The following is a 22,021-nucleotide window of genomic DNA, read 5'->3' on the forward strand; positions in this document are numbered from 1 at the left end:
GAGCAGAGCGTGATCGCGAGTCCCGGTGATCAACTGACCATGCCCCGGAGGGGATCGACCGTCCGCGGTCGTGTCCTGGGTCGGCCCTGGGAGCGCGGCCTCCCGCTGCTCGTCCTCATCGTGGACCTCGTCGCGGTGCTGCTGGCCACCTTCGTCTCGGCCCAGCTCCGGTTCGGCGCCTCGCGAAGCATCACCCTCCCCGGCGCCGAACTCATCGACTACGGCACCATCAGCCTCACGCTGAGCGCGGCGTGGGTGCTCGCGCTGGGCATCCAGGGGTCGGTCAAGTCCCGAGTAGTGGTGTAACGCTCTGATCCTCCATTGGTGCTGTTAGGCGCTGAGTTCGAGGGTGGTTTCCGGTTCGGCGTTCACCTCGTTCCCGGTGTCGTCCACGGTGGTGAGGCGGCAGCGGGCCAACACCTCGAGGCCGAGGTAGCGGCGGCCCTCGGCCCACTCATCGGTCTGCTCAGCCAGCACCGCCCCGACCAGGCGCACGATCGCTGCCCGGTTCGGGAAGATGCCCACGGCGTCGGTGCGACGCCGGATCTCGCGGTTGAGCCGTTCGGCCGGGTTGTTCGACCAGATCTGGGTCCACACGTCCTTGGGGAACGTGGTGAACGCCAGGATGTCCGCCCGGGCACCATCGAGGTGTTCGGCCACCGCGGGCAGCTTTTCGCTGACGTAGTCCAGCAGCCGGTCGAACTGGGCGTCCACGCTGGCGGCGTCGGGCTGGTCATACACCGAGTGCAGCATGGCCTTCACGGCCGGCCACATGGACTTGGGGGTGATGCCCATCAGGTTCGCCGCGTAGTGGGTCCGGCACCGCTGCCAGGTCGCTCCGGGCAGGTTCGCGGCGATGGCGTCCTTGAGCCCGGTGTGGGCGTCGGAAGTGACCAGGCGGACTCCGGTCAGGCCCCGGGCCACCAGGTCGGCGAAGAACTCGTTCCACGCCGACCCCGTCTCCGAGGTGGCCACCCGCAGGCCGAGGACCTCGCGGTGGCCGTCACCATTGACCCCGGTGGCCAGCAGCACCACGGCGTTGACCACGCGCCCGCCCTCACGCACCTTCATCGTCAACGCGTCCGCGGCAACGAACGTGAACGGTCCCGCCTCCCCGAGCGGCCGGTGGCGGAAGGCCTCCACCTGCTCATCGAGGTCCGCGGCCATCCGGGACACCTGGGACTTCGACAGGGCATTGATGCCCAAGGTCTTGACCAGCTTGTCCATCCGCCGGGTAGAGACACCGGCCAGGTAGCAGTCTGCGACCACGGTGATCAGCGCCGATTCGGCCCGCTTGCGCCGCTCGAGCAGCCATTCCGGGAAGTAGGTGCCCGAGCGCAGCTTCGGGATGGCCACGTCCACGGTGCCGACCCGGGTGTCCAGGTCCCGGTGCCGGTACCCATTGCGCTGGGCCGTGCGGTCACGGGAGGGTTTGCCCCATTCGGCGCCGACCACCGCATCGGCGTCAGCGCAGAGCAGGGTGTTGATCATCGTCTGCAGCAGGTGGCGCATCATGTCCGGGGAGGCCTCGGACAGGGCTTCGCCCAGCAGGCCGGCAGGGTCGACAATATGAGGAGCGGTCATCGTGATGACTCCATTCGAGGATTCTGTGAGAGGTTGACTCGAAGGATCACACGGTGGCCGCGTCCACGTCTGGAACGACGTGCCCGACCACCGGGCGCTACACCACTATGCGGGACTCAACTCAGGGGTCGCGGGACATCCGGATCCTGGGGGCGGGCAGCGAGGAGTACAAGCGGGTCCTGCAGAGCACTCTCTATCTCTTCGGCACCTTCGCGATCCTCGCCTATGCGGCAGGTCTCGAAGTGGCGCGCGGCTACGTGGGCCTGGCTCTGCCGCTGGGTGTCCTCCTGCTCCTGCTGGGCCGGTTCCTCGTGCGCAGGTGGGTGGCGCGGCAGCGACACCGCGGCAGGTTCCGGCGGCGGCTCCTGCTCGTCGGCGGCCCGAAGGCGGTCCGGCACATCTTCCAGACCCTCGACTCCGAGGCCGGCGCCGGCTACGCCCCCGTGGCGGCGGCTCTCCCCGGATACAAGGCCCGGCGGGAGGACTACCTCCCGATACCGGTCTCCACGGACCTGGACACCGTGGAGGACCTGGTCGCCCTCGTGGAAGAGCGCGACCTCGAAGCGGTGGTGATCACCTCGGGCCACTCGTTCGTCCCCGGGGACGTCCGCCGGCTGGGCTGGGAGCTGCAGGAGCGCGGCGTCTCCCTGATCATGGCGCCCGCCCTCGTGGACGTCGCCGGACCCCGTCTCCACACGCAGCCCCTCGCGGGTCTGCCGCTCATCCACCTCTCCACCCCGCGCCTCTCCGAGGGCAAGGCATTCGTCAAGCGGGGGTTCGACGTCGTCGCGTCGGGTCTGGGCCTGATCATCATCTCGCCGCTGCTGATCGCCGTCGCGATCGCGGTCAAGGCCACGGACGGCGGGCCGGTGCTGTTCCGGCAGGAGCGCATCGGTCTCGGCGGCAGGCCGTTCACCATGCTCAAGTTCCGCTCCATGGTGGTGGACGCCGAGAAGATCCGGCAGCGGCTCGTCTCGGATGGCGGGGATGCGGACGTGCTGTTCAAGATGAAGGACGACCCGCGCATCACGAAGGTCGGCAGGTTCATCCGCCGCACCAGCATCGACGAGCTGCCCCAGCTCGTGAACGTGCTGCGGGGGGACATGTCCCTCGTGGGCCCGCGGCCCCACCTGCCGCACGAGGTCGAGGCCTATGACCAGTACGTGCACCGCCGGTTCCTGGTGAAGCCCGGCATCACGGGCCTCTGGCAGGTCTCCGGCCGGTCCGACCTCCCGTGGGAGGAGGCGGTCCGCCTGGACCTCTACTACGTGGAGAACTGGTCCATCCTGGGCGACCTCGTGATCCTGGGGCGGACCGTCAAGGCCGTGATCGCCGCCGACGGCGCCTATTGACCCCGGATCCGCACGACCTGTGTGGAAGAATGGGCCGTCGTCGCCGCCCCCTGGGGCCCGGCGCTCCGCCCTGGTGTAATGGCAGCACGCCGGCCTTTGGAGCCGTGCGGTCTAGGTTCGAATCCTAGGGGCGGAACCCCCGTCCTCTGACCCCCACCGGTGCAGGAGCCCCCATGTCCCAGCCGTCCGCTCGTCCCTCCGCCGTGATCGTCCTGGCCGCGGGCCAGGGCACCCGCATGAAGTCGACGACGCCGAAGATCATGCATGCGATCGGGGGACGCTCCCTCGTGGGCCACGCGCTCGCGGCGGCGTGGTCGCTTGCGCCGGAGCACCTCGTGGCCGTGGTCCGGCACGAGCGGGCCCGCGTGGCCGAGCACATCGAGACGGTGGCGGCCCAGCTGGGCATCGACGCGCTGGCGATCGCCGACCAGGACGACGTGCCGGGCACGGGCCGCGCCGTCGAGCTGGGCCTGGCCGCCCTGCCCGCGGACCTCGAGGGCACCGTCGTGGTGACCTACGGCGACGTCCCGCTGCTGACCCCGGAGACGCTCGCCCGCCTCGTCGCGGACCACGAGGCGGACGGCAACGCCGTCACCGTGCTCACCGCCACCCTCGAGGACGCCACGGGCTACGGCCGCATCGTCCGCGACGCCGAGGGCCTCGTGGAGCGGATCATGGAGCACAAGGACGCCCTCGCCCACGCCGAGTCCACGGGGGACGACTCCTTCGTGGCGATCCGCGAGGTCAACTCCGGCATCTACGCCTTCGACGCCGCCCTGCTGCGGCGCACGCTCCCGGCGATCTCCACGGACAACGTGCAGGGCGAGAAGTACCTCACGGACGTGCTGGGCATGGCCCGGGACGAGGGCGGCCGCGTGGCCTCCGTGGGCACGCAGGACGTGTGGGAGGTCGAGGGCGCCAACGACCGCCGCCAGCTCTCCGACCTGGGCCGTCGGCTGAACGAGCGCGTGCTGCGCCACTGGATGAAGGAGGGCGTCACCGTGGTGGACCCCTCCTCCACGTGGGTGGACGTCACCGTCACCTTGTCCTCGGACGTCACTCTCAAGCCGGGCACGCAGCTGCACGGTGCGACGTCGGTGGCCACCGGCGCCGTGGTGGGCCCGGACTCCACCCTCACGGACACGCAGGTGGGGGAGCGCGCCGTGGTCAAGCGGACCGACGCCACGGAGGCCGTGATCGGCGCGGACGCGAGCATCGGCCCGTTCACCTACCTGCGCCCGGGCACCGTGCTGGGCGAGGAGGGCAGGATCGGCGCGTTCTACGAGACGAAGAAGGTCACCATCGGCCGCGGCGCCAAGCTCTCCCACCTCGGCTACGCCGGCGACGCCGAGATCGGCGAGTACACGAACATCGGCTGCGGCAACATCACCGCCAACTACGACGGCGTCAACAAGCACCGCACGGTGATCGGCGCGCACGTGCGCACCGGCTCCAACACGGTGTTCACGGCCCCGGTGACCGTGGGCGACGGCGCCTACACCGGCGCGGGCGCCGTGGTCCGCGAGGACGTGCCCGCCGGGGCACTGGCGCTGAACGCCGTGAGCCAGCGCACCCTCGAGGGCTGGGTGCCGGCCAAGCGCCCGGGCACCTCCTCGGCCGAGGCCGCGCGGGCCGCCGGCGCGGAGGGCTCCGGCGCTCAGGGCTGACCCCGCGCGCCCGACAAGAGGTCGGCGTGTCACAACCGTACCGATTCCGGTACGGTTGTGACACCAGAGATGAGGTGGTGATCCCGTGACGTATCGTGACGATCTGTGGGACGTGGCTGCGGGGAACCACGGGGTCATCACCACTACGGAAGCGGAGGAGGCGGGCGTGCCCGCCGTCGAGGTCCGCAAGCTCGCCCAGCGCGGCGTTCTGCGGAGGCTGGCCCACGGGGTGTACCTCCATCGCCAGGTTCCCCGCGACCGGTTCACGGACGCGGCGGAGGCCGTGGCCACGGTCGGTGAAGATGCATTCCTGGACTGGGACGCAGTGCTGTCACTGTACGACCTCGCCCTGGTCGATCCCTCCGTCGTACGGGTGGGCGTGACGAGGCGGTACCGCGGCTCGCCGCGCGCGCATGTACGAGTGACACGACGCCGTCCCCCGCCGGGCGACGAGGACCTCACCTTTCACGGCGGCGTGCGAGGCCTCACGATCAACCAAGCCCTTCGTGAGGCACTCGACCGCATCCCTCTCGAGCGCGTCGCCGCTGCGATCGAGGAGGCCCGCGCGCGCGGGCTGCTCACGGTGGGCGAGGCGAGGAGCTTGAAGAGGGACCTGGAGGCGCGGCAGAACGGTGGACATCGTGGCGGTCGCTGACGTGGTCGTGGGCCTGGGCGATCTGGGAGCTCGAGGTGCGCCCAGGAGCGAAGGCCAACTCAACCGTCGACTGGAGGCGATCGCTGACGCGATGGGCGTTCCGGTGGACCGGGCGCGCCGGTTGCTGGGAGCAGTGATCGTGGCGCAGATGTTGCCGGAAGGCGTCGTAGTCAAGGGTGCAAATGGCGTTCGACTCCGCCATGGAGCCACCGGGACGCGGGCGACCCGGGATCTCGATCTACTGGCTCGCGATCCCCAGCAGGCGCTGAAGGACTTGACCGGGTTCGTCGACCGGGGATGGGGGGCCGCGCCCGGGAGCAAGAGAGAACTCAAGGCCGACCCGGCTGCGACCCGGGTGGCCTTCTTCGGCACGGTGCATGAGGACGATCCTGCGGAGCCTCTCGGAGTGCCCGATCCCTACGTCCTGTCACGAGCGAAGGTGACCCTGCATTTTCTCTCCCCGAGGACAAGTTGGGTGTCGGTCCCGATCGAGATCGGGCGCGACGAATTCGAGGGCAGCACGCTGGCGCAGCCAGTCGAGGTCGTGGCACCCCAGGTCGCGGAGGCGGTCACCGCGTTGGGATGTGGAACACCGCGGTCTGTGGCCGTGATGGCTGTCGAGCAGCAGCTCGCACAGAAGATCCATGCCGTCACGGATCCACATCAGACGCGAGGCCACGATCTCGTGGACATCCAGTTGCTCTGGCATGGGGCGGAGGCCGAGGGTGGTGTCGACATCCCGTTGCTCGCAGATCTCGTCAGCCGTACTTTCATGTTTCGGTCACCCGGCCGGACTGCGGCAGGACACACACCGCATGAGTGGCCGCCTCCGGTCGCTCACGTCCGGACTCTCGAGCAGGGGTACCTGGATGCGCTGGAGGAGACACGAGTGGGTGCGGAGGGACAGGCCAGGCTCCTGCAGCCGCGCGTGTCCGACGCGGCGGATTGGCTGGAGTCGTTGATCACAAGGATCGCGCGGGCCGCCGGCGCCGAGGGCTCCGGCGCTCAGGGCTGACCCCGCGCGCCCTAGGATGGGTGCGAGGACCGGGCCCCTCAGGCGGCCCGCTGGACGTCGGCCGCGCGCCGCCGCCGGGCATGGAACGTGCAACCACGAAGGATGATGAGGACGTCATGACGGAGCTGAGCCGCAGCGAGGACAAGCGACTGGTGCTGGCCACGGGCCGCGCCCACCCCGAGCTCGCGCAGGAGATCGCGGAGGAGCTCGGCACCGAGCTGCTGCCCATGAGCGCCTACGACTTCGCCAACGGCGAGATCTACGTGCGCTCGGGCGAGTCGGTGCGCGGCAAGGACGTGTTCATCATCCAGTCCCACCCCGCGCCGCTGAACAACCACCTGATGGAGCAGCTGATCATGGTGGACTCCATGAAGCGCGCCTCCGCCCGCCGCATCACGGTGGTCTCCCCGTTCTACCCGTACGCCCGCCAGGACAAGAAGGGCCGCGGCCGCGAGCCGATCTCGGCCCGTCTGGTGGCGGACCTGTACAAGACCGCCGGCGCCTCCCGCGTGATGAGCGTGGACCTGCACACCGCGCAGATCCAGGGCTTCTTCGACGGCCCGGTGGACCACCTCTTCGCCATCCCGCTGCTCGCGGACTACATCCGCACCCGCGTGGAGGGCGAGGAGGTCACCGTGGTCTCCCCGGACACCGGCCGCGTGCGCGTGGCGGAGCAGTGGGCGGACCGCCTCGGCGGCGTGCCCCTGGGCTTCGTGCACAAGAGCCGCGACCTCACGGTCCCGAACAAGGCGGAGTCGAAGACCGTGGTGGGCGACGTCGAGGGCCGCGTGTGCGTGCTGATCGACGACATGATCGACACCGGCGGCACGATCGCCGGCGCCGTGCGCATCCTGAAGGACGCCGGCGCCAAGGACGTCATCATCGCCGCCACCCACGCGGTGTTCTCCGAGCCCGCCGCCCAGCGCCTGAGCGACTGCGGCGCCCGCGAGGTCGTGGTGACCAACACGCTGCCCATCCCCGAGGAGAAGCGGTTCGAGTCCCTCACCGTGCTCTCCATCGCTCCGCTGATCGCCCGCGCGATCCGCGAGGTGTTCGAGGACGGCTCCGTCACCAGCCTGTTCGACGGCGACGCCTGAGCATGGCCGAGCGCGTGGAGCCGGTCCGCGGGGACGAGGCCGACGGCGGGGCCACGGCCGCGCCGGAGCGGCGCGGCCCACGCCTGCCGTTCTGGGCCTCCCTGCTGCTGAACGTGGTGGTGGCCCTCGCGGTCGTCGCCGTGGTGCAGGCCCTGTGGGTGAAGGTGTACTCGGTGCCGTCCGGCTCGATGGAGAACACCCTCGAGGTGGGGGACCGCATGCTGGTCAACCGCACCGCCTACCCGGACGGGATGGCCGACTCCCAGGACGTGGTGGTCTTCACGGCCAACGAGGACTGGGCGCACCCCATGCCACCGGAGGGGGCCGTGGAGAACGCCGTCCGCACGTTCGGCGACCTCACCGGCATCGGCCGCTCGCACGAGCAGGCGCTGGTCAAGCGCGTGGTCGGCACCGCGGGGCAGACCGTGGAGTGCTGCACCGCCGAGGGCGCCGTGACGGTGGACGGGGAGCCCCTGGACGAGCCATACATCCACAACGATCTGCCATTCATCCGGGACGAGCTGGACTGCGAGTCCGAGGTGATGTCCGCGCGCTGCTTCGGCCCGGTCACCGTGCCGGAGGACTCGATGCTCGTGCTCGGCGACCACCGCTCGAACTCGGCCGACTCCGTGATCGCGTGCCGCGGCATCCCCGCCGACCAGGCCGGGGACTGCGCGCGCTTCGTCACCCGCGAGGACATCGTGGGTGAGGTCTTCGTGACCGTCTGGCCGCCCACGCACTGGGGCGGGCACTGATCTCCTGAGGCGCGGGGCCTCCTGGGCGACGGCGGACCGTGCCGGCTCAGCCGGTCGTGGCCAGTTCCGCGGTGACCAGGGCGTCCATCGCCTCCCGCACCCGGGCCTCGGCGTCCTCGGGCACGGGCCCTTCGGCGCGGAGACGGCCCACCACGTCGGCGGCCGTCCGCGGCTCGTCCAGCAGGAGCCAGACGGAGGGGCCCAGACCTTCGAGCACGACCAGGCGGTCCGAGGCGAGCAGGACCAGGCGGCCGTCATCGAGCTGGATTCCGCACTCCGCACCGTGGCGCCGGACGGTTGCGCCGTCACCGCCCGGTGTCCCGGCGGTGGAGACTGTCCTCGGGCTGGCGGAGAGCTCCGGGTCATTGAGAGGCGTCCATGACGGGCTCATCGGTGCGGGCTGCTGCGCGAGCAGCCCGTCTATCACGGGACGCAGGTCAGAGGCCTCCGAGTAGACGAGCCGGAGGGCGCCGCCCAGCCTGTCGAGCGTCCGGCACAGGGCGACCAGTCCACGCGGAAGATGGGCGACGGAGGACGTCTGGGGCACGAGGAGGGTCAACGCCTCCAGCAGGGGCATCGGCTCGGCACGCGCCGTCACGCGCTCGCCCGGCTCCCGGACACGCTCCAGCACGCAGATGCGCTGCAGCGTCGCCTCCGGGGCTTGACCGAGCCCTATCTCGTCCGGACTCACCTGATGCTTCGGACGGCTTCCAGACGGACTGAGCACGGAGAGCGGCTTGGGGTAGGGGGTGACGGCGAGATCCCCGGGGTGGACGATCGCCGTCTCGTCTGAGAGGTAGCCGTAGTGGGGTCCCAGGGTCCGAGTCGCCGTGGTCTTCCCCGTCCCCGACGCCGCGACCAGGACGACGGCGGCACCGGTCTCAAGGTCAGCCAGGCAGGCCGCATGGAACATCAGGTGGCTCCCGCGCCCCGCCTCGATGGCGTGGCGCGTGGCCCGGTGGACCAATTCCTCGTGGAACTGGTCCCACGACAGCGAGGCCAGACTCACACGGTCCACGTCCCCCCGTGAGGCCTCGCACGGTGTCGGGGTGCACCGTGACCACGCGCGGACGATGGCGGCAGACTCGACCTCGTCGAGCGACGAGACGAGCAGGGACCCGGCCCCGGTCTCGATCGACCAGGTGGACGTGTCCCGGTGCTGGCAGTCGGTGGGATGCGCGGGCATGGGGCTCCTCTGACGGGGGCAAGGCACTGAGGCAACTCTAGGGCGTGCGGCGCCGGCCCGCTGGGCCTGTGCGCTCGGCAGAGGGCGCTCCCGCGGTGACGAGGACGGCGGTGGTATCCTTGACGGGTTGCCCAGGCGAGGGAGCGCGCGCTCCGTGATCGACGAGGCCGCCGCCTGCGCGTCAGCATGCTGACCCGCTGCGGCACTGAAGCCCCCTCCTGGCCGCATCCCGCGCCGCCCCCGGCTGCGCGGCCGAGACCCCCACAGGAGGACGCATCATGTCTGACCAGCTCAAGATCAAGGTCACCCGCCGCACCGACTTCGGCAAGGGCGCCGCCCGCCAGGCCCGCCGCGCCGGCCTGATCCCCGCCGTCGTCTACGGCCACGGCCAGGAGCCCGTGCACCTGCTGCTGCCGGCCCAGGAGACCACCCTGGCCGTCCGCAACCCCAACGCCCTGCTCACCGTTGTGAACGAGGCCGGCGAGGAGCACCTGGTCCTGCCCAAGGACATCCAGCGCCACGCCATCAAGGACACCGTGGACCACCTGGACCTCATCGAGGTCCGCCGCGGCGAGAAGGTCGTCGTCGAGGTCACCGTGCAGGTCGAGGGCGAGGTCGCCCCCGGCACCGAGTACGTGCTGGACTACGTCACCGTGCCGGTCGAGGCCGACGCCACCGACCTGCCCGAGGCCGTCACCATCTCCGTCGAGGGCCGCGAGGCCGGCGACCACGTGTACGCCCCGGATGTGCAGGTCCCGGCCGGCGCCACCCTGCAGCTCGAGGACGACATCGTTATCGCCACCGTCAACGAGGTCGTCGAGCAGGACCTCGGCGACGAGTCCGTGCAGGAGGAGCAGGCCGCCGAGTCTGCCGAGGGCGAGTCCGAGGGCTCCGAGGACTGATCACGCCATGACGACGGGGACCACGCTCATCGTCGGGCTCGGCAACCCCGGGCCCGAGTATGAGCGCACCCGTCACAACGTCGGCCAGATGGTGGCGGATGAGCTCGCCTCCCGCATGGGGGTCGGGTTCACCCGCCACCGGGCCGGCGCCGTGGTGGCCACGGGTCGCCTCGGCATCGGGGGGCCGCGGGTCGTGCTCGCGAAGTCCACCGGCTACATGAACGTCTCCGGACGCCCCGTCTCCGCGCTGGCGTCCTTCTACGGGATCGGCCCCGAGGACCTCGTGGTGGTCCATGACGAGCTGGACATCCCGTTCGACACCCTGCGCCTCAAGCGCGGCGGGGGAGAGGGCGGCCACAACGGCCTGAAGTCCATCACCGCCTCGCTGGGCACGAAGGACTACGCCCGCGTGCGCGTCGGCATCGGCCGGCCCCCGGGCCGCATGGACGTGGCCGACTTCGTGCTGCGCCCCTTCACCAAGCCCGAGCAGGACGTCCTGCCGCTGCACGTGGACCGCGCGGCGGACGCCGTGGAGAAGCTCGTCACGGACGGGCTCGAGCCCGCCCAGCAGGCGTTCCACTGACCTCCCGCCCCGTGACATCCGCGACGCGCAGGGCGGGATCCCACGCTCAGGGCGCCGGGGTCACGGCACGGGCCAGGGCGTCCGCGATGGTCTCCACTGCGGGATCCATGATCCGGATCATCTCCGCGTACCCTTCCTCCGGTCCGCGGAACGGGTCCACGATGTCGAGGGGCTGGGTGGTCGACCGTGCGAGGGCCCGGTGGTGGGCCGCCTCCGCCGCGAAGGCGCGCACCCCTCGGCCCGCGGGGATCCAGTCCCGTCCGTCCCGCGCGTCCAGGATGCGGACCAGCTCCGCGAGCTCCAGCACGGTGAACACGCGCGTGACGGCCTGCGGCACCTGGCGCAGCGCGAAGCTCATGTGTTCCTGAGTCGCGGTCAACACGAGATCCGCCACCTCGATCATGAACGGCTGCAACGCGGCGGGCCGGTGGTCCGCAAGGCCGGCGACACCGGCCTCGGCGCCGAGCCGCACGAGCGGCGGGGGCACCCTCAGGGCCTGATTCGGCTGGGAGCCGGCGCTGCCGACCTCCACCCGGCCGGGGGCCAGGGGCCCCAGCTGACCTTGGAGGGCGCGGCTCGCATAAGCCGAGCGGCACACGTTGCCGGTGCACACGATGAGCACGGCGTCCGGCGCGGGGAGGGCCCGGCGCCCCCGCCGGGCAGGTGGAGGCGGGCTCGTCGGGACGTGACGACGGGAGAACGAGATCAACTGCGCGCGGCTCCTCCGTCACGCCCGAGCCACGAGGACAGCGCCCGGGCCTGACGATCGACGACCTTGCCGACCATCGGCTCGGCCTTCGCCGCGAGCTTCGAGCCCACCAGCGGGATCCGGCAGACGAGGGTGCCGTCCACGGAGAACTGGGAGCCCTCACCGGCGGCGGTCAGGCGGAGGGCGCCGTCCGCCGTCGCCTTGGCGGAGGGCACGGTGATGGTGGTGGTGCCGGCGCGGGAGCCGTCCGCGGCGGGCGCGTCCCACCGCTCCACCTGCTCCACCTGGAGGGCGGAGCCGATGAGCTTGCGGGCCATGTCCGGGACACGGTCCGGGATGCGGTCCGCGGGCAGGGAGCGCACGGCGGTGACGGTCATCGGGCCCTCCGGGGAGCCCTCGACGGAGAACGAGACCAGGGAGCCGCCGAAGGACTCGACCACGGAACGGTGGAAGTCCTCGGACGCCAGGGCGGCTGCCACGGCCGCCGGCGGGTGCGGGATGGGCTGCTGAGCGGAAAAGGCCACGGTGTCTCCTCGGGGTCAAGTCAGGCCGCGCCCGGCGGGCCGTGAGAGGGCCGGCACCGGTTCGCCGACGGCGATGGGCGTCCAACCCCCACCTTATATGCTGGCCTCCGCGACCCGGGTCCCGTGCACGGCGCCGGGACCGGCCGCGCGACCCCTCGTGAACCCCCTGGAAGGTGTGTCCGCCATGTCGGCACTCTGGGCCGTGGCCCTCATCATGCTCCTGAGCGGGACGGCGAAGCTCCGTTCCGGCGAGGACGTGCAGGCCACGTTCACCCGACTCAGGGTGCCCCGCCCGTTCGCGGCCCCCGCCCTGGCGCGCGCGTTCCCCTGGCTCGAGCTGCTGCTCGCCGCCGCCCTCCTGCAGCCCTTCACCCTGCTGCGTCCGGTCGTCGGGCTGGTGGCCGTGGCCCTCTTCGCCGCCTTCCTCGCGCTCGTGGTCCGGGCCCAGGACGACGGCGTCTCGTGCGGCTGCTTCGGCGAGGCCTCGGCCGCCCCGATCTCCCGCACCACCGTGGTCCGCAACGTCGTCTTCCTGGCCCTCGCCGTCCTGGCCCTGGCCGAGGGGATCGTCTCGCTGGCGGTGCACGGCGCGGGCCTGGCCTGGCAGCCGCTCACCGCCTTCGGCGCCGGGGCGTGGGCGTGGGCCCTGCTCGTGTCCGTGCTGCTCGCGACCGCCGCGTTCCTGGCCGGGCGCGAGTCCGTCCCGGCCGCGCCCGACGCCGCCCCGGCGACGCCCACGCCCGAGGCCCCGGCCGCCCTCGACCCGGCCGACGGCGCCGAGCCCGAACGCCACCCGTTCCCGGACGCCGTCGTGGTCGCGGACGGCGAGTACACCGGTCTGCACCGGCTGGTCGCGGACGGGGCCGTGGTGGTCCTGCGCCTGTCCACGGGGTGCGGCTCCTGCGCGCGGGTGATCGAGCGGCTGGACGAGTTCACGGACGCGCTCGGGCCGGTCCGGCTGCGCGTCCTCATGCCCCAGCACGCCCCCGGTGCCGACGGGGCGATCCGCCGCGGCGCCGTCGACGCGTCGCTCGTGCTCGCCGACCCGGCCGGCGCCGCCTCGCAGGCCCTCGGCCTGCACTCGTTCCCCACCGCGGTGCTGCTCGGCACGGACCGGCTCACCGCCGGCGGCCCGGTGGGCGGCGCCGACGACGTCCTCGCCTTCCTCGAAGAGATCCGGGAGATCATGACCACCGAACTGCCCGCCGCCACGGACGGCTCCACCGCCACCCCGGAGGTCCGCGCATGAGCGTCCCCGAGACCACCCCCGTCCTCGCCCCGCTGCTGCCGCGCCTGCGCGCCGAACGTGCCATCGAGGCGGCCGCCGCCTCCGCCGCCCGGCCGCTCGAGTCCCGGGGCGTCGAGCTGGAGATCGGCCTGCCCGACGGCGCCCGCGCGCCCCTGCTGACCGTCCTGGCCGAGGCGCTGGCCGAGGGCCACGGCGAGCGCGCCGCCGTCCTCGTGGTCACCGCGACCACCCGCGAGGCCGAGGACCTCGTGACCGACCTCGCCGCCTGGGCCCCCGCCGGCGCCGCCGCGCTGTTCCCGTCCTGGGAGACGCTGCCCCACGAGCGCCTGTCCCCGCGCTCGGACACCGTGGGCGCGCGCCTGGCCGTGCTGCGCCGCCTCGCCCACCCCGAGGAGCACGCGGAGGGCCCGCTCCGCATCGTCGTCGCCCCCGTGCGCGCCGTGCTGCAGCCCCTCGTGGCCGGGCTCGGCGAGCTGAGCCCGGTGACCCTGCGGACGGGGGAGGAGCGGGACTTCGACGGTGTGGTGGCCGCGCTCGCGGATGCCGCCTACTCGCGCGTGGACATGGTCAGCCGACGCGGCGAGTTCGCCGTGCGCGGCGGGCTGATCGACGTGTTCCCGCCCACCGAGGACTACCCCGTGCGCATCGAGTTCTTCGGCGACGAGGTGGAGCAGATGCGCTGGTTCTCCGTGGCGGACCAGCGCTCCCTCGAGGACACCACGGAGGACGGCTCGGGCCACCCCTCCGAGCTGTACGCGCCCCCGTGCCGCGAGCTGCTGATCACGGACCACGTGCGCCGGCGCGCCAAAGAGCTGATCCCGGCCATGCCCGCCGCCGCGGACATGCTGGACCGGATCGCCGAGGGCGTGGCCGTGGAGGGCATGGAGTCCCTCTCCCCGCTGCTGGCCGAGGCCATGACGTCGCTGCCCCGCATGCTGCCCACCGGGTCGCTGACCGTCCTCGTGGAGCCCGAGCGCCTGCGCGGCCGCGCCGACGACCTGCTGGCCACCAACGAGGAGTTCCTCCAGGCCGCGTGGGCCGGCGCCGCGCAGGGCGCGGTCGCCCCGGTGGACGTGGCCGGGGCGGACCAGTCCGCCGCGGGTGGCTTCCTCACGGTGGCCGAACTCCGCGCGGCCGCACTCGAGCAGGACCAGGGGTTCTGGTCCGTCACCGCGCTGGTCTCGGACGACGAGCTGCTGCCCGACGCCGCCACCCTGCGCGCCACCCTCGGCGTCCCGCAGACCTTCTCCGGCGACATCGAGGCCATGGTCGCGCACACCCGCGTCCGGCTCGCGGAGGGGTGGCATGCCGTGGTCCTCACCGACGGCCCCGGCTCCACCCGCCGTCTCGCCGAGCTCACCACGGAGGCCGGCCTCACGGCCTCCGTGGCGGACGGGCCCCTGCCCGCGGACCTCGCCCCGGGGCGGGTCTCCATCGCGACGGCGCCCGTCGGCTCCGGCTTCACGATCCCGGACGCGCAGATCGCCCTGATCACGGAGCACGACCTCTTCGGCCGGCACCGCACCGCGGGCACGCGCGCCCCCGGGGCACGGTTGGCCCGCAAGCGGCGCAACGCCGTCGACCCGCTGACCCTGCAGCCCGGCGACCACGTGGTGCACTCCCAGCACGGCATCGCCCGCTTCGTGGAGCTGCAGCGCCGCAAGGTCACCGGCGGGCCGCGCACCGCCCCCGGTGCCGAGGAGTCCTACCGCGAGTACCTCGTGCTCGAGTACGCGCCCTCGAAGCGCGGCGCCCCCGGCGACCGGCTGTTCGTGCCCACCGACCAGCTCGACCTGATCTCCACCTACGTGGGCGGGGAGACGCCGTCGCTGTCCAGGATGGGCGGCTCGGACTGGGCGCAGACCAAGTCCAAGGCCAAGCGCGCCACCCGCGAGATCGCCGGCGAGCTCATCCGCCTGTACTCGGCCCGCATGGCCTCGCGCGGCCACGCGTTCGCCCCGGACACCCCGTGGCAGGCCGAGCTGGAGGAGGCGTTCCCGTTCATCGAGACGCCGGACCAGCTGACCACCATCGAGGACGTCAAGAAGGACATGGAGGAGGCCGTCCCCATGGACCGGCTCGTCTCCGGCGACGTCGGCTTCGGCAAGACCGAGGTGGCCGTGCGCGCCGCGTTCAAGGCGGTGCAGGACGGCAAGCAGGTGGCCGTCCTCGTCCCCACGACGCTGCTCGCCCGCCAGCACCACCAGACGTTCTCCGACCGGTTCGCCGGCTTCCCCGTGAAGGTGGCCGCGCTCTCCCGGTTCCAGACCGCCAAGGAGTCCAAGGAGGTCGTCGAGGGGCTCGCGCACGGCGAGGTGGACGTGGTGATCGGCACCCACCGGCTGCTCTCCGACCAGGTGCAGTTCAAGGACCTGGGCCTGGTGGTCGTGGACGAGGAGCAGCGCTTCGGCGTCGAGCACAAGGAGGCGCTGAAGAAGATGCGCACCAACGTGGACGTGCTCGCCATGTCCGCCACGCCCATCCCGCGCACCCTCGAGATGTCCCTCACCGGCATCCGCGAGACCTCCACGCTGGCCACCGCCCCGGAGGAGCGCCACCCCGTGCTCACCTCGGTGGGCCCGTACTCGGACCAGCAGGTCACCGCGGCCATCCGCCGCGAGCTGATGCGCGAGGGCCAGGTGTTCTACGTGCACAACCGCGTCACCACCATCGACAAGGTGGCCAAGCGCATCGCCGAGCTGGTGCCGGAGGCGCGGATCGCCGTCGCCCACGGCAAGATGAGCGAGGCCCGGCTCGAGCAGATCATGGTGGACTTCTGGGAGCGGAAGCTCGACGTGCTCGTGTCCACCACGATCATCGAGACCGGCCTGGACATCGCCAACGCCAACACCCTGATCGTGGAGGACGCCCACCGCTACGGCCTCTCGCAGCTGCACCAGCTGCGCGGCCGTGTGGGCCGTGGCCGTGAGCGGGCGTACGCGTACTTCCTGTACGACCCGCAGAAGCCCCTCGGCGAGGTGGCCCTCGAACGGCTCAAGGCCGTGGCCACCCACAACGAGCTCGGCGCGGGCATGCAGCTGGCCATGAAGGACCTCGAGATCCGCGGCGCCGGCAACCTGCTGGGCGGGGAGCAGTCCGGCCACATCGCCGGCGTGGGCTTCGACCTCTACCTGCGGATGGTGGGCGAGGCCGTGGCCGACTTCAAGGGCGAGGAGGACACCTCACCCGCCGAGGTGAAGGTGGAGCTGCCGGTCAACGCCCACCTGCCGCACGACTACGTGCCGGGGGAGCGGCTGCGCCTGGAGATGTACCGCAACCTCGCCCAGGCCGCGGACGACGCCGCCGTGGACGCCGTGGTGGAGGAGCTCAAGGACCGCTACGGCCCGCTGCCGGATCCGGTGGAGGCGCTCGTCGCCGTCGCCCGGTTCCGCAACCGGGCCCGAGCTGCGGGCGTCACCGAGGTGATGCTGCTGGGGCAGAACGTGAAGTTCGGCCCCGCCGCGGACCTGCCGGAGTCCCGCCAGATGCGCCTGACCCGCATGTACAAGGGCGCCCAGGTCAAGCCGGCCCTGAACGGCGTCCTCATCCCGCGTCCCAAGACCAAGCCGGTCATGGGTCAGGACCTCGTGGACGTCCCGCTGCTCGAGTGGGCGCAGCAGGTGGTCGACGCGATCTTCGCGCCGGAGGGCTGAGGCGGGTCAGGACGAGGTCACGCGGACGAGGACGCCGTGCGCCCGGAGGGACCGCAGCGGCTCGGTGCGAGGTCGAGCAGCGGGCCGGGGACGGTCAGCGCCTGGTTTGGTTCCGTCCCCGCGCTGGTGACCTCCGCGCGGCCCCGGTCGGCGCCGTACGCTGGCGCGGCGGGGCCGGCCGGGTGGCCGCGCCGTCGCGGGCCCGCACCTCGGGCTCCTCCGGCGTCGACGGCAGGAACGGATTGCGGATCGGGGGGCGATGATCCCGGCTCATGGTTGTGACCTCTCCGAGGCGGTCGTGACGCGCGGCAGCGCGGACGTGACGTGGTGCGGGGGCTCCACGCGACGCAGGCGGTGCACCGGGTGCCAGCGGCGGCGCGCCCCCGTGAACGGCTTGGACAGGGGGGTGGCGAGCAGGGCGAGGCCTGCCAGCCAGCTGAGGGTGAGCGCGAGGGCGAACTTGGCGGCGTTGTCCTCCACGCCGTGCCGCGTGACCCACATCAGCACCCAGCCGTGCAGCAGCACCACCACCGTGCCCGTCCGGACCAGGGCGGTGATGACGCGGCGCAGGGCCTGCCCCGTCCCGGTGCGTCGGGCGAAGGAGCGCAGCAGCCCCTCCACCGTGGAACCGAACACGAGCACCATCCCCGCGGACATCAGGACGCCCACGGCGGGGGTGAGCACCGGCGTGCCGAAGCCGCCGAACTTGATGTTGGGCGGCTCCAGGCCCAGCCGGACCGCGCCCAGCCCGAGCAGCACCAGGCCGACGCCGATGAGCGTCCGATGGCGTCGCACGTGCGGTTGGACGCGGCGGCGGAACATCTCCCCGCTGAGGACGAACAGCAGGCAGGGCAGGGCCAGCCCGACGCCCAGCGGCGTGCGGGCGATCGCGGAGTCCGGCACGAGGTGGGCCCACGCCAGCCCGGCCAGGCCCACCGCCCAGGCGACGGCGGACGGGAAGCGCTCGAGGAATCGGCGCAGCACCGTGGTGAAGAACAGGACGGAGATGAACCAGAACGCCCACCACGGGGGCTCCTGGTCCGCGCCCCCGTACCAGCCGGTGAGCATCAGGCGCCGCAGGAGGTCGGGGTCGTCGCCGAACCACGCGAACGCGGCCACGGACATGAGCGCCGCCCACACCAGGTACGGCACCATCAGGCTCCGGAAGCGGCCCCGCACGTCCTTGGCCCAGGGGCGGCCGCGCGTCCAGAAGTAGCCGGTGAGGAAGAAGAACAGCGGCATCCGCCAGATCTCCAGGTACCGGCTGAAGGTGAGGTCCGTCAGGTATGCGTGACCCAGCACCACCGCCGCGATGGAGACAAGCCGAAGGGCGTCCACCCCCGTGTTGCGGGTGGACGCCCTTCGGCGCGCGGCAGCCGGACGACCGGTGTCAGCGATCCTCGGCTCCGGGACGGCTCAGCGGTGCGCGGCGCCGGTCTCGACGGCGTGGGCGCCGGTGGCGGCGTGCTCGACGGCGGGACGGGTGTGGATGGCGGTGGTGTCCACGGTGTCGCTGCGGCCCAGCAACGCCTTGGGGATCATGAAGGCCACGGTGGCCAGGGCCAGCGCGATCAGGCCGGGGACCCAGACCGACTCGAGCGTCCAGAAGCCCATGGCGTAGAGGCAGCCGAGGAACGCGCCGAAGGCGACGATGAAGGCGATCAGGGAACCCCAGACGCCGCCCACGTTGGAGTGGTCGATGGCCTTGCCGTTGCGGATCACGTGATGCTCCTTCGGTGCGGTCCCGACCGGGGCGGACGCCCGGCCGAAGTGATGCGAGTCAGTCGGATCCCAGGATAGCAAGGGCGGAGCTGGCCCCGATCCGGGTGGCCCCGGCCTCGATCATCGCCAAGGCGTCCTCGCGGGTGCGCACCCCGCCGGAGGCCTTCACGCCGATGCCCTCGCCCACGGTGCGGCGCATCAGCGCGACGTGCTCGACGGTGGCGCCCGCGGTGGAGAAGCCCGTGGAGGTCTTCACGAAGTCCGCCCCGGCCTCGACCGCGGCCTCGCAGGCCAGGACGATTGCGTCGTCGTCCAGGAGGGCGGTCTCCACGATCACCTTGAGCAACGCCCCGCCATCGCCCGCGGGGCCGTCCGCGTGGGCGGCCTCGGCCACGGCGCGGACGTCCGAGACGAGCCGGGCGCGGTCCCCGGCGCGGGCCGCGGCGACGTCGATGACCATGTCCACCTCGTCCGCGCCGGCGTCGATCGCCTGCCGGGCCTCGAAGGCCTTGACCTCCGAGGTGTTGGCGCCGAGGGGGAAGCCGATCACGGTGCAGGTCAGCACGTCCGAGTCCGCGAGCTCGGCGGCCACCAGCGGCACCCACACGGGGTTGATGCAGACGCTCTTGACCCCGGCCTCGCGGGACTCGGCCACGAGGCGGCGCACGTCCGCCTCCGAGGTGTCTGCCTTCAGGGCGGTCGCGTCGATGTACTTCGCCAGCTCGGCGGTGGTGAGGGAGACGGTCATGCCCACCAGCCTACCGAGGCTCAGCCGCCCACGAGGGCCATCACCTCGGCCCGCAGCGCCTCGAGCCGCTCGGCGGCCGCGGCCGGGTCGGCGTCCCGGGTGCCGAGGTAGCACTTGAGCTTCGGCTCGGTGCCGGAGGGGCGCGCGAGCACGCGGGTGCCGGAGTCGGTGGCGAACAGCAGCGCGTCCGTGGGCGGCAGCCCGTCCCCGCCGGCGGCCAGGTCCCGGCGCACGGTGACGGGCTCGCCCGCGAGCGTGGCCGGCGCCTGCTGACGCAGGGCCGTCATGGTGCGGGCGATCAGGGACAGGTCCGCCACGCGGACCGAGACCTGGGCGCTGGGCATGGCGCCGGTGACGGCGTCGACGTCGGCCAGGGCGTCCGTCAGGCCGCGTCCCTGCGCCGTGAGGGCGGCGGCCAGCTCCGCGGCCATGAGGGCGGCCGTGATGCCGTCCTTGTCCCGCACCATGTCCGGGTCCACGCAGTAGCCGAGGGCCTCCTCGTAGCCGAAGCCGAGGTCCGGGGCACGGGAGATCCACTTGAAGCCGGTCAGCGTGACGTGGTGCCTCACCCCGTTCGTCTCCGCCAGGGCGGCCAGCTGCGGGGAGGAGACCACGGAGTTCGCGGCGCTGCGGCCGGCCGCGTGCAGGGCCGGCATCGCGTGCGCGCCCAGCAGCGTCCCGACGGCGTCGCCCGAGAGCATCCGCCACGTGCGGACGCCGTCCGCGTCGGTGACGGGCGCGGCCAGGGCCAGGCGGTCGGCGTCGGGGTCGTTGGCGATCACCAGGTCCGCGTCCACCTCGGCGGCCAGGGCGAGGGCGAGGTCCATCGCCCCCGGCTCCTCCGGGTTGGGGAACGCCACCGTGGGGAAGGCCGGGTCCGGGGCGGCCTGCTCGGCCACCACGTGGACGGGGCCGAAGCCGGCGTCCTCGAGCAGGCCCGGGACCACGGCGCCGCCCACCCCGTGCAGGGGCGTGTAGACCACGCGCAGGTCGCGGTGGCCGTGCCGGTCGTCGTCGAGCACGCCGAGGGCCGCCGCACGGTAGGCCTCCAGTAGGTCCGGCCCGGCCACGGTCCAGCCGTCGTCGGCGAGCGGGATGTCCGCGGCCCACGCCGCGTGGTCGATGCGGGCGGCGATCTGCGCGTCCGCGGGGGAGACGATCTGCGCCCCCCGACCCGCCTCGTCCGTGAGCCGCCCGCCGAGGTAGACCTTGTAGCCGTTGTCCGCGGGCGGGTTGTGGCTGGCCGTGACCATCACGCCCGCGTCCGCGCTGAGATGGCGCACCGCGAAGGCGAGCACCGGCGTCGGCAGCGGATCCGGCAGCAGGACGGTCTGCACGCCCGCGGCCGTCAGGACGGCGGCCGTGTCCGCGGCGAAGGCGGCCGAACCGCGCCGCGCGTCGTACCCGACGACGGCCAGCGGCGGGGCCGCGTCCCGCCCGACGCCGTCCCACAGGTGGGCGGCCAGACCCGCCGCGGTGCGGCGCACCACGAGCCGGTTCATGCGGGACTCGCCCGGGCCCTCCTCGGCGCGCAGGCCGGCGGTGCCGAAGGCGAGCGGCCCGGCGAAGCGGGCGGCGAGCGCCGCCCGGGCGGCCGCGGCCTCCGGGCCGACGCCGGCGGCCGCGTCGAGCTCGGCGCGCAGGGTGTACTGGTGCGCGGGGTCGGGGTCCTCCGCCGCCCACCGCTCGGCCCGGGCGAGGACGTCCTCCGGGAGCGCGGCGACGTCGTCGTGCGCGGGCATCAGAGCCGCCCCACGATGTCCGCGAGCAGGCGCGCGATGCGCGGGCCGGCGGCCTGGCCGGCCTCGACGACCTCGGCGTGGGACAGCGGGGTCTCCGAGATGCCGGCGCCGAGGTTGGTCACCAGTGAGATGCCGAACACCTCCAGCCCGGCGTGACGGGCCGCGATCGCGTCCAGTGCCGTGGACATGCCGACGAGGTCGCCGCCGAGGGTGCGCGCCATCCGCACCTCGGCGGGGGTCTCGTACTGCGGGCCGGCGAACTGGACGTACACGCCCTCGCGCAGGGACGGGTCCACCTCGCGGGCGATCGCGCGCAGCCGCGGCGAGTAGAGGTCGGTGAGGTCCACGAACGTGGCGCCGGCGAGCGGGGTGGCGCCGGTGAGGTTGATGTGGTCCGCGATCAGGACGGGGGTGCCCGGGGCGATCTCCGGGTCCATGCCGCCGCAGCCGTTGGTCAGCACCACGGTGCGCGCCCCGGCGGCGGCGGCGGTGCGGACGGTGTGCGCCACGGCCTGGGCGTCGCGGGACTCGTAGAAGTGCGTGCGCGAGCCGAAGACGAGGGTGTGCGTGCCGTCCGGCAGTCGGACCGAGCGGATCACGGCGTTGTGGCCGGGCACCTTCGGGGCGTGGAAGCCGGGCACCTCGGCCAGCGGCACGGCGGCGACCTCGTCGCCGATCAGGCCGGCGGCCTCGCCCCAGCCGGAGCCGAGGACGACGGCGATGCGGTGCTCCGCCACGCCCGTCGCCCGGGCGATGGTGTCGGCGGCCGCGCGGGCCTCGGCGAAGCCCGGGTGGTCGCCGGTCAGGGGGGAGGAGTCGGCGTCGGCCGCGGTCACGGGGGTGCTCTGCTCGTTCACGCCGTCAGTGTAGGTGCGGGG

The 22,021-nt window shown here is 72.8% G+C and carries 20 protein-coding genes and 1 tRNA gene; 12 read left to right on the forward strand and 9 right to left on the reverse strand.

Translation table 11 applies throughout. From position 1 onward, the window contains the following. The first annotated feature begins 9 nt into the window (after window positions 1-9). A complete protein-coding gene (locus tag MLUT_RS14255; RefSeq protein WP_231936565.1) occupies window positions 10-306 on the forward strand; it encodes a hypothetical protein in 297 nt (98 codons plus the stop codon). A gap of 24 nt (window positions 307-330) precedes the next feature. Here the strand turns inward: MLUT_RS14255 and MLUT_RS14260 are convergent, their stop codons facing one another. Beyond that, the gene (locus tag MLUT_RS14260) at window positions 331-1,584 is read right to left on the reverse strand and encodes an IS256 family transposase (RefSeq protein ID WP_010079481.1); all 1,254 of its coding nucleotides are present in this window, start codon (window positions 1,582-1,584) and stop codon (window positions 331-333) included. 107 nt (window positions 1,585-1,691) lie between these two features. On the opposite strand from MLUT_RS14260, the gene MLUT_RS14265 reads away from it, so the two are divergent. The 7 genes from MLUT_RS14265 to lepB all read left to right on the forward strand — a co-directional run bounded on the left by MLUT_RS14265 (window position 1,692) and on the right by lepB (window position 8,125). Continuing rightward, complete coding sequence (locus tag MLUT_RS14265) at window positions 1,692-2,936, forward strand: sugar transferase (RefSeq protein ID WP_144407142.1); 1,245 nt, start codon at window positions 1,692-1,694, stop codon at window positions 2,934-2,936. Between the two features lie 64 nt (window positions 2,937-3,000). Then, window positions 3,001-3,072: transfer RNA gene (locus MLUT_RS14270), tRNA-Gln, on the forward strand. 37 nt (window positions 3,073-3,109) lie between these two features. Beyond that, window positions 3,110-4,603, forward strand: coding sequence for a bifunctional UDP-N-acetylglucosamine diphosphorylase/glucosamine-1-phosphate N-acetyltransferase GlmU (gene glmU / locus MLUT_RS14275; RefSeq protein ID WP_010079288.1), 1,494 nt, complete (start codon window positions 3,110-3,112; stop codon window positions 4,601-4,603). Window positions 4,604-4,715: 112 nt separating this feature from the next. Continuing rightward, window positions 4,716-5,258 (forward strand): type IV toxin-antitoxin system AbiEi family antitoxin domain-containing protein, encoded by a 543-nt coding sequence (locus tag MLUT_RS14280; RefSeq protein WP_256998718.1) that lies wholly within the window; start codon window positions 4,716-4,718, stop codon window positions 5,256-5,258. After that, window positions 5,236-6,273, forward strand: a complete 1,038-nt coding sequence (locus MLUT_RS14285) for a nucleotidyl transferase AbiEii/AbiGii toxin family protein (RefSeq protein WP_010079286.1) — start codon at window positions 5,236-5,238, stop codon at window positions 6,271-6,273. Before MLUT_RS14280 ends, MLUT_RS14285 begins: the two co-directional genes overlap by 23 nt. A gap of 116 nt (window positions 6,274-6,389) precedes the next feature. Then, entirely contained in the window at window positions 6,390-7,370 is a 981-nt protein-coding gene (locus MLUT_RS14290; RefSeq protein ID WP_010079285.1) for a ribose-phosphate diphosphokinase, read from the forward strand. A 2-nt stretch (window positions 7,371-7,372) separates the two neighbouring features. Next, a complete protein-coding gene (lepB, locus tag MLUT_RS14295; RefSeq protein WP_010079284.1) occupies window positions 7,373-8,125 on the forward strand; it encodes a signal peptidase I in 753 nt (250 codons plus the stop codon). A 46-nt stretch (window positions 8,126-8,171) separates the two neighbouring features. On the opposite strand, the gene MLUT_RS14300 is transcribed toward lepB, so the two are convergent. Further along, a complete protein-coding gene (locus MLUT_RS14300; protein ID WP_256998717.1) occupies window positions 8,172-9,134 on the reverse strand; it encodes a PqqD family peptide modification chaperone in 963 nt (320 codons plus the stop codon). 455 nt (window positions 9,135-9,589) lie between these two features. Here MLUT_RS14300 and MLUT_RS14305 point away from each other — a divergent pair, with 455 nt between their 5' ends. After that, on the forward strand, window positions 9,590-10,213 hold the full coding sequence (locus tag MLUT_RS14305) for a 50S ribosomal protein L25/general stress protein Ctc (RefSeq protein WP_010079282.1): 624 nt from the start codon (window positions 9,590-9,592) through the stop codon (window positions 10,211-10,213). A gap of 7 nt (window positions 10,214-10,220) precedes the next feature. After that, window positions 10,221-10,796, forward strand: coding sequence for an aminoacyl-tRNA hydrolase (gene pth / locus MLUT_RS14310; RefSeq protein WP_010079281.1), 576 nt, complete (start codon window positions 10,221-10,223; stop codon window positions 10,794-10,796). A 46-nt stretch (window positions 10,797-10,842) separates the two neighbouring features. Here pth and MLUT_RS14315 read toward each other — a convergent pair whose 3' ends face one another. After that, window positions 10,843-11,418, reverse strand: a complete 576-nt coding sequence (locus MLUT_RS14315; protein WP_029248242.1) for an arsenate-mycothiol transferase ArsC — start codon at window positions 11,416-11,418, stop codon at window positions 10,843-10,845. A gap of 83 nt (window positions 11,419-11,501) precedes the next feature. Then, entirely contained in the window at window positions 11,502-12,029 is a 528-nt protein-coding gene (locus MLUT_RS14320) for a DUF2505 domain-containing protein (RefSeq protein ID WP_010079279.1), read from the reverse strand. 184 nt (window positions 12,030-12,213) lie between these two features. Between MLUT_RS14320 and MLUT_RS14325 the strand changes: the two genes are divergently transcribed. Next, the gene (locus MLUT_RS14325; protein ID WP_010079278.1) at window positions 12,214-13,278 is read left to right on the forward strand and encodes a MauE/DoxX family redox-associated membrane protein; all 1,065 of its coding nucleotides are present in this window, start codon (window positions 12,214-12,216) and stop codon (window positions 13,276-13,278) included. Further along, complete coding sequence (mfd, locus tag MLUT_RS14330; RefSeq protein ID WP_010079277.1) at window positions 13,275-16,931, forward strand: transcription-repair coupling factor; 3,657 nt, start codon at window positions 13,275-13,277, stop codon at window positions 16,929-16,931. Before MLUT_RS14325 ends, mfd begins: the two co-directional genes overlap by 4 nt. Window positions 16,932-17,201: 270 nt before the next feature. Here mfd and MLUT_RS14335 read toward each other — a convergent pair whose 3' ends face one another. The 5 genes from MLUT_RS14335 to MLUT_RS14355 form a co-directional block, all read right to left on the reverse strand. Then, on the reverse strand, window positions 17,202-18,269 hold the full coding sequence (locus MLUT_RS14335) for an acyltransferase family protein (RefSeq protein ID WP_010079276.1): 1,068 nt from the start codon (window positions 18,267-18,269) through the stop codon (window positions 17,202-17,204). Window positions 18,270-18,347: 78 nt separating this feature from the next. Next, the gene (locus MLUT_RS14340; RefSeq protein WP_010079275.1) at window positions 18,348-18,653 is read right to left on the reverse strand and encodes a hypothetical protein; all 306 of its coding nucleotides are present in this window, start codon (window positions 18,651-18,653) and stop codon (window positions 18,348-18,350) included. A 58-nt stretch (window positions 18,654-18,711) separates the two neighbouring features. Continuing rightward, the gene (gene deoC, locus MLUT_RS14345) at window positions 18,712-19,401 is read right to left on the reverse strand and encodes a deoxyribose-phosphate aldolase (RefSeq protein ID WP_010079274.1); all 690 of its coding nucleotides are present in this window, start codon (window positions 19,399-19,401) and stop codon (window positions 18,712-18,714) included. Window positions 19,402-19,421: 20 nt separating this feature from the next. Beyond that, window positions 19,422-21,143, reverse strand: a complete 1,722-nt coding sequence (locus MLUT_RS14350; RefSeq protein ID WP_010079273.1) for a phospho-sugar mutase — start codon at window positions 21,141-21,143, stop codon at window positions 19,422-19,424. Continuing rightward, the gene (locus MLUT_RS14355; RefSeq protein ID WP_151466120.1) at window positions 21,143-21,979 is read right to left on the reverse strand and encodes a purine-nucleoside phosphorylase; all 837 of its coding nucleotides are present in this window, start codon (window positions 21,977-21,979) and stop codon (window positions 21,143-21,145) included. Before MLUT_RS14355 ends, MLUT_RS14350 begins: the two co-directional genes overlap by 1 nt. Window positions 21,980-22,021: the final 42 nt, after the last annotated feature.

Origin of the sequence: Micrococcus luteus NCTC 2665 (assembly GCF_000023205.1) — a bacterium.
GTDB lineage: Bacteria > Actinomycetota > Actinomycetes > Actinomycetales > Micrococcaceae > Micrococcus > Micrococcus luteus.

Bases quoted from the DNA above. Each gene is read 5' to 3' on its own strand.
- MLUT_RS14260 (WP_010079481.1), bottom strand. From the start codon at position 1,584: ATGACCGCTCCTCATATTGTCGACCCTGCCGGCCTGCTGGGCGAAGCC.
- MLUT_RS14265 (WP_144407142.1), top strand. From the start codon at position 1,692: ATGCGGGACTCAACTCAGGGGTCGCGGGACATCCGGATCCTGGGGGCG.
- glmU (WP_010079288.1), top strand. From the start codon at position 3,110: ATGTCCCAGCCGTCCGCTCGTCCCTCCGCCGTGATCGTCCTGGCCGCG.
- MLUT_RS14290 (WP_010079285.1), top strand. From the start codon at position 6,390: ATGACGGAGCTGAGCCGCAGCGAGGACAAGCGACTGGTGCTGGCCACG.
- lepB (WP_010079284.1), top strand. From the start codon at position 7,373: ATGGCCGAGCGCGTGGAGCCGGTCCGCGGGGACGAGGCCGACGGCGGG.
- MLUT_RS14305 (WP_010079282.1), top strand. From the start codon at position 9,590: ATGTCTGACCAGCTCAAGATCAAGGTCACCCGCCGCACCGACTTCGGC.
- pth (WP_010079281.1), top strand. From the start codon at position 10,221: ATGACGACGGGGACCACGCTCATCGTCGGGCTCGGCAACCCCGGGCCC.
- MLUT_RS14325 (WP_010079278.1), top strand. From the start codon at position 12,214: ATGTCGGCACTCTGGGCCGTGGCCCTCATCATGCTCCTGAGCGGGACG.
- mfd (WP_010079277.1), top strand. From the start codon at position 13,275: ATGAGCGTCCCCGAGACCACCCCCGTCCTCGCCCCGCTGCTGCCGCGC.
- deoC (WP_010079274.1), bottom strand. From the start codon at position 19,401: ATGACCGTCTCCCTCACCACCGCCGAGCTGGCGAAGTACATCGACGCG.
- MLUT_RS14350 (WP_010079273.1), bottom strand. From the start codon at position 21,143: ATGCCCGCGCACGACGACGTCGCCGCGCTCCCGGAGGACGTCCTCGCC.